The 13305-nt window shown below is 43.7% G+C and carries 12 protein-coding genes; 6 read left to right on the top strand and 6 right to left on the bottom strand.

All coding sequences use genetic code 11. From position 1 onward, the window contains the following. Positions 1-81: 81 nt before the first annotated feature. Genes F887_RS02590 through F887_RS02600 form a run of 3 tightly spaced genes read right to left on the bottom strand, consistent with a single transcriptional unit; the run spans position 82 to position 1735 of the window. The gene (locus F887_RS02590; protein WP_005296919.1) at positions 82-591 is read right to left on the bottom strand and encodes a GNAT family N-acetyltransferase; all 510 of its coding nucleotides are present in this window, start codon (positions 589-591) and stop codon (positions 82-84) included. Next, positions 588-1187, bottom strand: a complete 600-nt coding sequence (locus tag F887_RS02595; protein ID WP_005296916.1) for a TetR/AcrR family transcriptional regulator — start codon at positions 1185-1187, stop codon at positions 588-590. The genes F887_RS02590 and F887_RS02595 overlap by 4 nt, the downstream gene beginning before the upstream one ends. Positions 1188-1222: 35 nt before the next feature. Next, positions 1223-1735 carry a hypothetical protein gene (locus F887_RS02600; protein ID WP_005296913.1) on the bottom strand — a complete coding sequence of 171 codons (513 nt, stop codon included), beginning with the start codon at positions 1733-1735 and terminating at the stop codon, positions 1223-1225. Between the two features lie 173 nt (positions 1736-1908). On the opposite strand from F887_RS02600, the gene F887_RS02605 reads away from it, so the two are divergent. The 6 genes from F887_RS02605 to F887_RS02630 all read left to right on the top strand — a co-directional run bounded on the left by F887_RS02605 (position 1909) and on the right by F887_RS02630 (position 10364). Beyond that, positions 1909-3714, top strand: coding sequence for an acyclic terpene utilization AtuA family protein (locus tag F887_RS02605; protein WP_005296911.1), 1806 nt, complete (start codon positions 1909-1911; stop codon positions 3712-3714). 14 nt (positions 3715-3728) lie between these two features. Next, a complete protein-coding gene (locus F887_RS02610; RefSeq protein ID WP_005296909.1) occupies positions 3729-4604 on the top strand; it encodes an SDR family oxidoreductase in 876 nt (291 codons plus the stop codon). A 2-nt stretch (positions 4605-4606) separates the two neighbouring features. Further along, on the top strand, positions 4607-6220 hold the full coding sequence (locus F887_RS02615; protein WP_005296906.1) for an acyl-CoA carboxylase subunit beta: 1614 nt from the start codon (positions 4607-4609) through the stop codon (positions 6218-6220). Positions 6221-6328: 108 nt separating this feature from the next. After that, on the top strand, positions 6329-7489 hold the full coding sequence (locus tag F887_RS02620) for an acyl-CoA dehydrogenase family protein (protein WP_005296904.1): 1161 nt from the start codon (positions 6329-6331) through the stop codon (positions 7487-7489). 10 nt (positions 7490-7499) lie between these two features. Further along, the gene (locus F887_RS02625; RefSeq protein WP_005296902.1) at positions 7500-8333 is read left to right on the top strand and encodes an enoyl-CoA hydratase/isomerase family protein; all 834 of its coding nucleotides are present in this window, start codon (positions 7500-7502) and stop codon (positions 8331-8333) included. A gap of 72 nt (positions 8334-8405) precedes the next feature. After that, complete coding sequence (locus F887_RS02630) at positions 8406-10364, top strand: acetyl/propionyl/methylcrotonyl-CoA carboxylase subunit alpha (protein ID WP_005296900.1); 1959 nt, start codon at positions 8406-8408, stop codon at positions 10362-10364. 31 nt (positions 10365-10395) lie between these two features. Here F887_RS02630 and F887_RS02635 read toward each other — a convergent pair whose 3' ends face one another. The 3 genes from F887_RS02635 to F887_RS02645 form a co-directional block, all read right to left on the bottom strand. After that, positions 10396-10869: a hypothetical protein gene (locus F887_RS02635; RefSeq protein ID WP_005296898.1), complete on the bottom strand. Its 474-nt coding sequence runs from the start codon at positions 10867-10869 to the stop codon at positions 10396-10398. Positions 10870-10995: 126 nt separating this feature from the next. Beyond that, a complete protein-coding gene (locus F887_RS02640) occupies positions 10996-11922 on the bottom strand; it encodes a lipase secretion chaperone (protein ID WP_005296895.1) in 927 nt (308 codons plus the stop codon). A gap of 13 nt (positions 11923-11935) precedes the next feature. Next, positions 11936-13279, bottom strand: coding sequence for a sphingomyelin phosphodiesterase (locus F887_RS02645; protein WP_005296893.1), 1344 nt, complete (start codon positions 13277-13279; stop codon positions 11936-11938). Positions 13280-13305 lie beyond the last annotated feature (26 nt).

The following is a 13305-nucleotide window of genomic DNA, read 5'->3' as shown; positions in this document are numbered from 1 at the left end:
ATAGCAGTTTTCTAATACAACGAATATAGATAAATAGACATGAGCGATAAGCTGTGTCGTGCTTAAATTGGAATCAATTTTTTAGAATGCCTGATATTTCTGATCTGTCCAATCCGAATTTAAAATTGCCCAACGTTCATGATCTTTCCATTCTTTTCCACCGACTCGTAGGTACTGGCGAGAGAAGCCTTCTTTCACAAAACCTGCATTTGATACAAGGCGAATAGAGGTCAGGTTGTCTGGTTGAATATTAGCTTCTAGTCGATGTAGATTCAGTGTTTGAAATGCTTCTTTTAAAACCAATTGTAGTCCATGCCGCATATAGCCATGTCCTGCATAAGGATAAAAGGCTTCATAGCCTAAATAAGCAGAATGGAAGTAACCTCGAACGATATTCGAGATATTAAAGGTGCCAACAATGGCATGATTTTCTTTCAAGCAGACAAAATAACGATGTTCTTGAGCGAGGTAGTGTTCAAAATCAGTCGGTGGATAGGTCCATGGTCGATGTAGATGAATACTATTTGAGTAGGCATGTCTGATTTCAGTTAAATCACTACGTTGAGGCTTACGCAAGTAGACTGGACTCATTTCACCGCCATTTCCCAAACCATTTCAGTCAACTCATCAACTTTGACTTTACCCTCGGGTTTGTACCATGTCACCGTCCAAGAAATCGAGCCACCGAGTAAACGACGCCAGATAAAAGCATCATGTTTCACCTTGCCTTGAGCACGTAATTTTTCAATCACGTCTAACCAAACTTGCTCATATTCATTACGCATTTTTAGAAGGTAGTCTTGTTTTTCTTTTGATAGTGCAAACCATTCATGTACCAGTACGGCCATAGCTGCACCTGTATCACCAGCAATGGAGAGTAATTCAGCTTTGATCAAATGACGTAATTGCTGTTCAGGATCGTTTGAGCGTTCAGCCGCTTCTTTTAAGCGGGCAAAATTATAAATGATGGTCTGTTCCATCACTGTCGCAAGAATCTCATCCTTACTTTTAAAATGATGAAACAGGCTACCTGATTGAATTCCGATAAATTCACCGAGTTGACGAACCGTGGTTTTGTCATAACCCTGCTTATAAAATAGATAGGCTGCACCTTGCAATAAACGCCCACGTGGACTGTCATCAAAACAAACAATTTTGGGGATTTGTTCAATTGAAGTTGCGATCATGTCTTAGTCCTACAGCAATGTGGCAGTATGATAGGTTAATTAGGAAGCTCTACCAAATCATAAACCTTAATTTTTTTATAAAATAAGAATTTGAATTCTATATAGCGCACAGAATAACAAGTATCAGGATTTCTAAGTGTATTGAAATCATTGATTTGCTTTCCTATGTGGGAGTTTTTCCCTCGAATATCAACTTTTGAAAATGTATTGTTAATAATAAAATAATCACTATATGAAAAATCTTTTGAATTTTTAGGTTTGTATTTGACAGTTGTATAGTAGGTCATACAGCCATAGTGAAAATTTTGTTTTTTAACTTCTTGATTGAGGTGATTATTTACAATAATCATCTGAAAATAAAAAATATATATGAAAGGTAAGATAAAGCTTAGAATGAAAAGAATAAAAGCAATGACTTTATTTTTCGGAATATTGGCGAAAAGGATACCTAAACAAAAAATGAGCAAAAAAATAATTAATTCTGCTTTTTCATGGAGAAGAAATGAAACTTCTAGATAGTGGCTTTGAATAAAACTAATTAAAAGCATTTTTTATTTCACATGGCTAGGTAGCATAATTTTTTTAGAAAATTTATTCCAAATAACAAGGTATTAGCAAGAAATATTATTTCTATTTTTATACCATAGCATTATGTACTTTACAAACCAAGCACTTGCTTGGTAATGTTAAGGCGTTTTTAGTAATAACAATGAGAAAGCGCATGACAACTGTCAAACAGGATGACCAGAGGGTAGTCAAAATCGGGTGTGCATCAGGGTTCTGGGGCGATACCAATACCGCTGCTTTTCAGTTGGTACACCTAAGTGATATTGATTATCTAGTCTTTGATTATCTGTCAGAAATCACCATGTCGATTATGGCCAAGGCGATGATGATGGATCCAAGTCATGGTTATGCTTTGGATTTTGTCAGTCGAGTCATGACACCACTGATCAATAAAATTGCTGAGAAAAAAATTAAAGTGATTAGTAATGCAGGTGGGGTAAATCCACTGGCTTGCCGTGATGCATTACAAAAAATGATTGATGAGAAGGGTTTAAATTTAAAAGTTGCAGTGGTACTGGGGGATGATGTACTACCAAAGCATGCCGAATTACTCACCCAAAATATTCAGGAAATGTTTAATGGTGATGCCTTACCTGCACATGTTGCCAGTAGTAATGCCTATCTAGGCGCTGTTGCGATTCGCGATGCACTCGATTTAGGGGCAGATATCGTGATTACAGGTCGTGTGGTCGATTCAGCGGTTGTGCTTGCACCACTGTTGCATGAGTATAAATGGTCACTTGAGGATTATGACAAGTTGGCGCAAGGTGCATTGGCAGGGCATGTGATTGAATGTGGTGCACAGTGTACTGGTGGAAACTTTACTGATTGGCGGTTAGTTCAAGGCTTTGACAATATGGGTTTTCCAATTGTTGAAGTCAGTCAAGATAGCTCCTTTATTGTGACCAAGCCGAAAGGGACGGGTGGATTGGTTTCGACTGCGACTGTAGCAGAGCAGGTCGTTTACGAAATTGGCAATCCGCAAGTCTATCTTTTACCTGATGTGATTGCTGATTTTAGCCAAGTCCATTTAGAACAGGTGGGTGAACATCGAGTCAAGGTAACAGGTGCAACAGGTCGTGCACCCACCCAGCAATATAAAGTCAGTGCAACCTATGCCGATGGCTACCGAGTTTTAGTCAGTTTCTTAATCGCTGGTCGTGAAGCACCAGAAAAAGCCCAAGTGATTGCGGATGCCATTCTGAATAAATGTGAACGCGTATTGGCGTTACGATCAGTCCCACCGTTTAGTGAAAAGTCTGTTGAGATTCTCGGGGTTGAAAGTACTTATGGTACACATGCCCGAATCAAAGACAGCCGTGAAGTGGTGGTTAAAATCGCTGTCAAGCATCTATTTAAAGAGGCTTGTATGTTCTTTGCTTCTGAAATTGCCCAAGCTTCAACAGGCATGGCACCTGCATTGGCAGGAATTGTCGGAGGCCGTCCTAAAGCATCGGCAGTGGTGAAATTATTTTCATTTTTGATTGATAAAGATCAATTAAAGGTAGAAGTTGATTTTGCTGGGCAGCGTTACCCTGTACAGATTCCTACGGGGCAAACGGCATCAGCTGTCGAGCTACATCCGGTTGGTGAAGTGGCAACCTATCAAGGTGATGAAGTTGAAGTGCCTTTGATTGAGGTGGCACATGCACGCAGTGGCGATAAGGGCAATCATAGCAATATAGGGGTGATTGCACGTCAAGCAGAATATTTGCCTTGGATTCGTGCGGCACTGACTGAAGCCAATGTTGCCGCGTATATGCAGCATGTTTTAGACCCAGACAAATCCAAGGTGATCCGTTATGAATTGCCAGAGATGAATGCGCTGAATTTCATGTTGGAAAATGCTTTGGGTGGTGGTGGGATTGCCAGCTTGCGAATCGATCCACAGGGTAAAGCCTTTGCACAGCAATTATTGGATATACCGGTGAAAGTGCCAGCACAACTGTTAGAAAAATAAGTAAGGATATAAACATGGGTTATCAATCAATTTTCAGGACAGATGCATTTTCTGACAAAGTGATTATCGTGACAGGCGGTGGCTCTGGTATTGGCCGTTGTACTGCGCATGAATTGGCATCCTTAGGCGCGCAAGTCGTGATTACGGGACGTAAAGTTGAAAAATTAGAAAAGGCCAGTCAGGAAATTCTAGAAGATAGCGGCAAAGTTCATTTCATCGTCTGTGATAACCGTGATGAAGAACAAGTCAAAAGCATGATTGCCGAAGTCATTGAAAAGTTCGGCAAGCTCGATGGTTTAGTCAATAACGCAGGTGGACAATTTCCTTCTGCGCTTGAAAATATTTCTGCCAACGGTTTTGATGCTGTGGTCCGTAATAACCTGCATTCAACCTTCTATCTGATGCGTGAAGCTTATAATCAATGGATGGCAAAGCATGGTGGCAGCATTGTCAACATGACCGCAGACATGTGGGGCGGTATGCCGGGTATGGGCCATTCAGGTGCAGCACGTTCAGGTGTAGATAACCTGACGAAAACAGCTTCGGTTGAATGGGGTAAGTCTGGGGTTCGCGTCAATGCGGTTGCACCAGGTTGGATTATTTCTTCAGGCATGGATAACTATAGTGGTGATTTTGCCAAAGTGATTATTCCAAGTTTGGCGAGCAATGTCCCATTAAAACGGATGGGTACAGAGTCAGAAATTTCCTCTGCGATTTGTTATTTACTCTCCGATGCCGCTGCTTTTGTCTCAGGGGTAACACTTCGCATCGATGGGGCTGCTTCACAAGGCACGCGTATGTATCCATTGGCAGATGCGACCAATAATGAAGCCTTTAATGGCTTTCATCGTGCTTTCATTCCTGACATATTCAAAACAGATGGAGAATAAATATGAGCATTCTCCAATCTGAAATTGCAGTGGGTAGTGAGCAATATGAGCAAAATCGAGAGGCGTTATTAACGCAGTTGGCTGAAGTTCGGGCCGTGCAGCAAAAAAGCATCGATAAATCTTATGCAGCAAAACCCAAGTTTGATAAGAAAGGCAAAATTTTGCCCCATGAGCGTATTCGACTGTTATTAGATGCGGATTCACCTTTTGTCGAGCTGTGTGGTTTGGTTGGCTACAACATGCATGATGATAAAGATGGCTCCGAGGCAGGTGGTGGGGTTATCGCAGGGATTGGTTTTGTCAGTGGAGTACGTGCGCTGGTCTCTGCCAGTAACAGTGCGATCAAAGGTGGCACCATGTCACCGATGGGGGTACATAAAACCCTGCGCCTGCAAAAGATCGCATTAGAGCAAAAGCTGCCAATGGTCACCTTGACTGAAAGTGGCGGAGCAAACTTGAACTATGCTGCGGAAGTGTTTACCTATGGTGGTATGACCTTTGCCAATCAGGCTCGATTATCTGCTGCGGGAATTCCACAAGTTGCAGTAGTGCATGGTAATGCGACCGCTGGTGGGGCTTATCAGCCGGGTTTGTCAGATTATGTGATCGCCGTACGCAAACAGACTGAAATGTTATTGGCAGGGCCACCGTTGTTATTGGCAGCAACAGGTGAGGTCGCAACAGCTGAAGAGCTGGGTGGGGCAGAAATGCATACTCAAGTCTCAGGCGTGGCGGAATATCTGGTCGAGAATGATGCGGATGGTATTCGTTTGGCGCGTGAGATTTTTGAACATCTGAACTGGAAAGAACAAACCGCGCAATCGAATCAGAATTATAAAGAACCACGTTATGCTGCGGAAGAATTGTTAGGTATTGTTCCTCAAGATCCGAAGCAACCTTTTGATATGAAGGAAATCATTGCACGGATTATTGATGATTCAGACTTTCTGGAATTTAAACAGGAATATGATGCTTTAACGGTCTGTGGCTGGGCAAAGGTGGGGGGGCTGCATATCGGCATCATTACCAATAATGGCCCGATCACGCCGCAGGGGGCGGCTAAAGCAGCACAATTTATTCATCTGTGTGAACAGACCCAACGTCCACTCTTATTCTTGCACAACACCACAGGTTTTATGGTCGGAACGGATGCAGAGCAGAACGGCATTATCAAGCATGGTTCTAAGCTGATTCAGGCAGTCGCCAATGCGACGGTGCCAAAAATCTCGATCGTGGTTGCGGGTTCTTATGGGGCAGGCAACTATGCGATGTGTGGACGCAGTTTGTCGCCACAATTTATCTTTGCATGGCCCAATTCGCATGTGGCAGTAATGGGCGCGGCACAAGCAGGTAAGGTATTGCGTATCGTGGCTGAGGGTAAACAGAAAGCATCAGGGATGGAACCGAATCCACAGATGTTGGATTTCTTGGAACAAAGTACAGCAATGAAACTGGAACAGCAGTCGACGGCTTTATTCAATACCGCAATGCTCCATGACGATGGGATTATCGATCCGAGAGACACCCGGAAAGTACTGATTTTCTTATTACAAACCATTTTTGAAGCACATCAACGTGAGTTAAATCCAACACGATTTGGTGTGTCGAGATTTTAATTTTTAACACCCTCATCCTAGCCTTCTCCCTGAGGGAGAAGGGATTCCCTCGCCCTTTTGGGGAGAGGGTTAGGGAGAGGAGAAAAACAATTTTTAAGGAAAAAAACAATGAAATTTACCGCAGAACATGATGCTTTACGCCGTACCACACGCCAGTTTGTGGAAAATGAATTGAATCCCTTTATTCCTGAATGGGAAGAGGCGGGCCGTTTTCCGATTCATGACGTATTTAAGAAAATGGGGGATTTGGGCTTATTGGGGATTTGTAAGCCTGAGGAGAATGGTGGTTTAGGACTCGATTATTCATACAACCTTGTCGTGGCAGAAGAGTTAGGTCGTGCTGCGTGTGGGGGGGTGCCACTGGCGATTGGCGTGCAAACCGATATGGCAACGCCTGCACTGGCACGTTTTGGCAGCAAAGAACTACGAGATGAGTTTTTAAATCCTGCGATTCGTGGTGAATATGTCGCGTCGATTGCAGTATCCGAAGTGCATGCGGGTTCTGATGTGGCAGCCATTAAAACGACTGCAAAAAAAGATGGCGACGACTATGTGATTAACGGCAGTAAGATGTGGATCACCAACTCATTACAAGCAGATTTCTTCTGTTTACTTGCCAATACCTCTGATGATAAGCCACACGTCAACAAATCCATGATTATTGTGCCGGCAAAAACGGCAGGGATTAGTTTCTCTGAACCCTTAAATAAACTGGGTATGCGCTCAACCACCACTGCACAGGTTTATTTCGATAATGTGCGTGTACCGCAACGCAACCTTGTGGGTGCAGAAGGCATGGGCTTTATGATGCAAATGATGCAGTTCCAAGAAGAGCGGATGTGGGCTTGTGCCAATGCGGTGGGCGGGATGGAAAAAGTCATTCAGCAAACCATTGATTATGCCAAAGAACGTACCACCTTTGGTCAGCCCTTGATTCATAACCAATATGTACATTTCCGTTTTGCTGAGTTGATGACCGAAGTAGAAGCATTGCGCGCCTTAACTTATCAGGCATGTGAACAGCATATTGCAGGTGAGAATGTCACCATGCTGGCCTCAATGGCAAAGTTAAAAGCGGGTCGTTTAAGTCGTGAAGTGGCGGATAGCTGTCTGCAATATTGGGGCGGTAATGGCTTTATGTGGGATAACCCTGCGTCGCAACTATTCCGTGATGGTCGTCTAGGTTCAATTGGCGGCGGTGCAGATGAGATTATGTTGGGGATTATCTGTAAGCTCATGGATATTCTGCCTAAAAAGCAGAAAAACTAGGAGACGAAAGATGGTGCTTTCAACTTCTCTTGCAGACTTGAATATTGATGACAGCATTGAACTAGAGCAACAGGGCAGCATTTTGACCTTATGGCTGAATCGTCCTGAAAGCCGTAATGCCATGAGTTTGAATATGGTCACTGCCATTCAACAGGTGTTTAGCGAGATTGCGAATGACTCTTCAATTCGCGCTGTCATTCTCAGAGGTAAGGGCGGGCATTTCTGTGCAGGTGGCGATATCAAGGATATGGCGGGATTGCGAGTTGAAGCTGCCAATAGCGGTAGCTTACAGCCCTATGTGGATTTTAATCGCCGTTTTGGAGCCATGATTGAACAGGTAGATCAAGCACCCCAGACCGTTGTTGCTGTATTGGAAGGGGCAGTACTTGGTGGCGGCTTTGGTTTAGCCTGTGTTTCGGATATTGCCATCAGCCGTGAGAGTGCCCAGTTTGGTTTGCCAGAAACAGGCTTAGGTATCTTACCTGCGCAAATTGCGCCTTTCGTGGTAAAGCGTATTGGCCTGACTCAAGCCCGCCGTTTGGCTTTATTAGGCCTACGTTTTGATGGTCATGCTGCTTTGAATTTAGGGGTGATTCATCAGTTGGCGCAGAATGACGCTGAACTGGAGCAGCAGCTGGCTGAGACGATTCAACAGATTAAGCGTGCTGCACCTTTGGCTTCTCGTGCTACCAAAGCTTTATTACATCGAACGCTGAATGAACCTTTAACTTCTCTGCTGGATGATGCAGCACAACAATTTGCACAAGCAGTCGGTGGCGCAGAAGGGCAAGAAGGAACGATGGCTTTTATTCAAAAACGTTTGCCAAACTGGACTGAGCAGTAAAAGAGCAAAGTATGACTTTGCGCACCGTATCGGTCAAAACCATATACATACGGTGCTTTGAGGGATTAAATAATGAAATTTTCAAAAGTGTTAGTGGCAAACCGTGGTGAAATCGCCGTTCGTGTCATGCAGACGGCCAAAGCGATGGGTTATCAAACGGTTGCCGTGTATTCAGATGCTGATGCCAATGCACGCCATGTCCAGCTGGCAGATGAGGCGGTTTATATCGGTGCTTCTAAAGTTTCAGAATCCTATTTATCGATTGCCAATATTATTGAAGCCTGCCAAAAGACAGGTGCGGATGCGGTACATCCCGGTTATGGTTTCCTGTCTGAAAATACTGACTTTGCTCAGGCTTGTCTTGATCATGGTATTACCTTTATTGGACCAACAGCTGCTGCGATTGAATTAATGGGTAGTAAGCGCCTGTCTAAAATTGCCATGATTCAAGCTGGAGTACCTTGTGTGCCCGGTTATGAAGGTGATCAGCAGGATATTGATTATCTAGCTGAACAGGCAGAGAAGATTGGTTATCCTCTAATGGTTAAGGCTTCGGCAGGCGGTGGCGGACGTGGCATGCGCTTGGTCCATCAGGCTTCGGATGTATTGGATGCCTTAAAAACAGCACGTTCAGAGGCAGAAAATGCCTTTGGTTCAGGTGAACTGATTTTAGAGAAAGCCGTGATTGCCCCACGCCACGTCGAGATTCAGGTCTTTGGTGATACGCATGGCAATTATGTGTATTTGTTTGAACGTGATTGTTCAATTCAGCGTCGTCACCAAAAGGTGGTCGAAGAAGCCCCTTGTCCTGTGATGACGCTTGAACTTCGTCAGAAAATGGGTGAGGCAGCTGTTGCAGCGGCTAAAGCTTGTGATTATGTGGGGGCAGGTACAGTGGAGTTCTTGCTGGATCAATCGGGTGAGTTCTATTTTCTGGAAATGAATACCCGTTTGCAGGTCGAACATCCTGTCACGGAAATGATTACAGGGCTAGATTTGGTGGAATGGCAGCTTCGTGTTGCCAATGGTGAAACTTTAGCTTTGCAACAGCATGAACTGACCCTGAATGGGCATGCGATTGAAGTCCGTTTATATGCAGAAGATCCGCGGCAGGATTTCTTGCCACAAACAGGTAAAGTGCTTCGTTGGCAACCTGCTGGTGCTGATGGTAGGTTGCCGAATGTCCGTATTGACCACGGCATGTTAGAACAAGGTGAAATTAGTCCGTTCTATGATCCGATGGTGGCCAAAGTCATTGCTTATGGAAAGACCCGTCAGGATGCGATTCGACTGCTCGCTCGCGCCGTTGATGATTGTGTCTTGTTGGGCGTGAATAGTAATAAACAATTTCTGAGCAATTTACTGCGTCATCCGATTATTGTCGCTGGAGATACCAACACCGCATTTATTCAGCAGCATTTTCAGGATGATATGAGTCTACATCAGCAAACATTAAAGATTGAAACGCTTGCAGTGGCAGCAGCACTCTTTACACAACAAAATCAGCAGCGCGTTGCTTGGCAAACGGGTGTTGGCATGCCATTTCCGCTGAAACTGAAATATGCAGACCAACAGTTATTGTTACATGTACAAAATGATCAGCAGCAGGTCAAAGTTGAGTTATGTGACCAACAGGCAACGATCACGATTGTGAATATCAGCGATGTGGATATTGTTTATAGCTGTGAAGGTGTTCGTCGTAAGCTCGCATATGTGTTTGATCAAGATCAGCTGTATTTAGATGCAGACAATGGCAATGTGGTGATTGAAAATATGACCTATGCAGCTCCAGAAGCCGCAGAAGTTGTAGGGGATGGAAAAATCCGTGCGCCGATGGATGGGGCTATCGTGAATCTATTGGTCAATGTTGGTGATCAGGTGGTGAAAGGACAAACCTTATTGGTGCTCGAAGCTATGAAGATTCAGCAACAGATCAAATCCGATGTCGATGGTGTAGTTGAGGAACTGATTGGTCAGGTTGGGCAGCAGGTGAAAAAACGACAATTGCTGTTAAATCTAAATATGGCCTAGTCATCTATAACAGTAACTAAAAAGCGAGGTTTTATGCCTCGCTTTTTAGTAAGCTCAATACAGCTTCTAAGGAATGTTGATGGTTCCCTTGTAATTCCTGCGCTGCAAATTCTGCTAGTGCTTGTTCATGTGCTAATAAATATTGAAGAAATTCTCGTGTCGTTGCATCGGCATGTTGAGTCATTCTCTCAAAGGTTTCCATAAACGGTTGTGTACCTTGTTTGAGTAAATGCATGGCAGCTTTCCACGGTAGTTTTGCCATAGCGATACCGGATGCTTTAGCTTGCAACTTAATGTGTGGTCGAGTTGAAGCAGTATGACTATGCTGCGCTAAGAAATCCTCTAAGCGTTGAAGTGTTTGAGTTTCCAGTTTGGCCAATGTTTGCCATTTTTGTTGCTGTTCGATTGAACGCGTATATTTAGCGGCATTGAGAAAAATCAGTTCGCCCAATATTTCTGATTCGAGTGCAGTATTTAGATCTTGTTGATATTGTGGATAATGCATTCCTTTGATTTCCATGAATAAGAATCGATTGAACAGTGGTAAGTTGACTTATTATAAATAGCATAAAAACTGTGCAAGACAAGCACTTAACCATCTATGTCGGTTATATAGATGGTTGAAGCGAAATCAAGGAAACATTTTTAAGCGCAAATTCTCTAAACGGCTTTGATACTGCTTTTGCCATTCTGTGTCTGAGAGTTGTGCTTTTAATGGCTCCATCTCTTGTTGTAGTTTCTGCAAGGCTTGTTGGTATTGATCGACTTGCTGCTGTTGCTGAGCTTCACGTCGTTCTCTTTGCTGAACCTCTTGGCGTTCCTGTTCTGTCAAATATTGCTGTTGCAATTTCTGCTTTAAACGTTCAGTTTCAGCAGCATTTTGTTGGCCTTGCTGAATCAAATTTAAGGCTTGTTCGTATTGCCCGATTTTGCTTTGTTGTTGAGTCTCATCAGGATACTGTTTTTGTAGCTCTTCAAAGGCTTTTAAACGTTGTTCAGCACTAAGTTTTTGATTCTGAGCCAAATCATTGTAGGCAAAACGATAATCCGCATACTGGCGCTCTTGCCCAAAACCAAGCATTGTCTCTGCTTGTCCTAACGTCTGCTCTCTCAGTTTCCACAAAGCATCAAACCGTTCTTTTGGCGATAAAGTGGTTGATAGTACTGTACTTTGCATACGTTGCTCGTATTGTGGCAGGCGTTTTAACAGGTTCGCGACCAGTTGTGCGAATTTCTGATCTGGGTAATTGGCTAAGGCTTTTGCTAAAGCGGCATTACAGTCAGATACAGGGCAGTTGGCCTTAAAGTCATTGAGAAACTGAGTGATATTGCCAGGTTGTTGTTGTAACTTTTTGAGTTGTTTTAAGAGCGAGTCCTGAAAAATTTCATCCTTGCTTTTATTTGGCATGCTGTCATCACTCATCTGTGTCGATGAATCCTGAGATGATGTGGATTTGGTGTGCTGGATTGCAGCGGAAGAGGCGGTGCTCTTCCAGACTACAATCGCAACCAAGACCACGAGAACAATAACAATTGTCAGCAATAGTCTTTTATTCATACCGCCTTCCGTTTTATGGGTTGTAATTAAATTGTCCCATCACAGGGAAGTGATCTGAGAGATCCCATGTCATGTACAGTGGATCAGCCGTAGTACGCAAGATACGAACATCATTACGCGCCTGAGTGGGTTGGCGATGGTTATTCGATGCTACGATATAGTCCAGATATTCAACGGTTGAACCCCCAGAACCTGCAGCTCCTGCCAATTTATTCACACGTGGGTCAAAGGTCGATGCGGTATAGCCTGTGCTCGTTGCTGCGGTGGCATTCAGATTGGTCAACATGTCTTGATAGTCTTGCGGCCAAAGTAATTTATTCACATTAAAATCGCCACCCATCAATACTGCATCAAAACTTGGAATATTTTGTTGATTGACCAATTGGCGGATTTGTTTGAACTGAACTTGGCGTAGGGCGCGTGCTTCATCGGTATCAAATGAGGCAGTATGCGTTGAAGTCACATGATAAGCCTTGCCATTTTTAATGATTTCGGCATACAGCACACCTTTATCGGCGAAGCAATCGGTGCCTGTACAATCTGGATAAATCAGTTGTGCAGTTTTCGCGATTGGATAACGACTGACAATCACTAGACCGCTGTCAAACAAGTTATAGCCAGAACCGACAGGAATATGGGTTTGATAAGGATATTGTTGTGCCAGTTGATTCAACATGCCTGTACGCGATGATGCAAATGCTTCTTGCATCATAATCACATCATAGCCATTTAGATGATTTGGCAATTCAGCCAAACGTTCACTGATTTTACTCGCGACCATTGGCAGTGCATAAATATTATAAGTCAGGACTTTGAGTTCATCGGCACTGGCTGAAACAGGCTCTTGTACAGTGTTTTGATGAATAGTGTAGTGGAAGTCATCATAACCACCTGTATATTCAGCTTTTACTGCTGCCTGAGCAGATAAACCCGCATAAGTTGTACTGATACGATGTACATCACGGTCCGAATACCACGGAGATGTGGTAGTCGCTGTTTGAATACCGTGCTTAATGTTGCTACCAGACCACGTACCAGTCATGGTTTGTTTTAAGGTCACTTGTGAGTTGCCGCTGCTGAGAACGGTATCAAAGTTATAGGTTTTACCGGATTTGATTCCTGTATAACGGTTGATACGCAGTACCCGTTTGGTCTCGTATGGTGCAAGTTGGGTCGCTTCCTGCGCCCATTCATTGCCTTGCTGTAAGCTTGCCCCAGTTTGATTGACTTGTATTGATACGGTTTGTGGCGTGGTATTGGTCACGAACACATAGGAATCAGCCAAGGTCTGTTGGGTGGAAAAACCACTGATTAATAGCGCGACCCCTGCGCCTAGTTTTAAGCTCTTCAGCTTCATCTTTTATCTCTCCATAGTGCTTAATA

The sequence above is a fragment of the Acinetobacter sp. NIPH 2100 genome (assembly GCF_000369805.1).
Taxonomy (GTDB): domain Bacteria; phylum Pseudomonadota; class Gammaproteobacteria; order Pseudomonadales; family Moraxellaceae; genus Acinetobacter.
This window is presented reverse-complemented; position numbering and strand designations above follow the sequence as displayed.

Coding starts and splice junctions, on each gene's coding strand:
- F887_RS02630 (WP_005296900.1), top strand. CDS start 8,406: ATGAAATTTTCAAAAGTGTTAGTGGCAAACCGTGGTGAAATCGCCGTT.
- F887_RS02605 (WP_005296911.1), top strand. CDS start 1,909: ATGACAACTGTCAAACAGGATGACCAGAGGGTAGTCAAAATCGGGTGT.
- F887_RS02615 (WP_005296906.1), top strand. CDS start 4,607: ATGAGCATTCTCCAATCTGAAATTGCAGTGGGTAGTGAGCAATATGAG.
- F887_RS02620 (WP_005296904.1), top strand. CDS start 6,329: ATGAAATTTACCGCAGAACATGATGCTTTACGCCGTACCACACGCCAG.
- F887_RS02590 (WP_005296919.1), bottom strand. CDS start 591: ATGAGTCCAGTCTACTTGCGTAAGCCTCAACGTAGTGATTTAACTGAA.
- F887_RS02625 (WP_005296902.1), top strand. CDS start 7,500: ATGGTGCTTTCAACTTCTCTTGCAGACTTGAATATTGATGACAGCATT.
- F887_RS02635 (WP_005296898.1), bottom strand. CDS start 10,869: ATGCATTATCCACAATATCAACAAGATCTAAATACTGCACTCGAATCA.
- F887_RS02610 (WP_005296909.1), top strand. CDS start 3,729: ATGGGTTATCAATCAATTTTCAGGACAGATGCATTTTCTGACAAAGTG.
- F887_RS02640 (WP_005296895.1), bottom strand. CDS start 11,922: ATGAATAAAAGACTATTGCTGACAATTGTTATTGTTCTCGTGGTCTTG.
- F887_RS02645 (WP_005296893.1), bottom strand. CDS start 13,279: ATGAAGCTGAAGAGCTTAAAACTAGGCGCAGGGGTCGCGCTATTAATC.
- F887_RS02600 (WP_005296913.1), bottom strand. CDS start 1,735: ATGCTTTTAATTAGTTTTATTCAAAGCCACTATCTAGAAGTTTCATTT.
- F887_RS02595 (WP_005296916.1), bottom strand. CDS start 1,187: ATGATCGCAACTTCAATTGAACAAATCCCCAAAATTGTTTGTTTTGAT.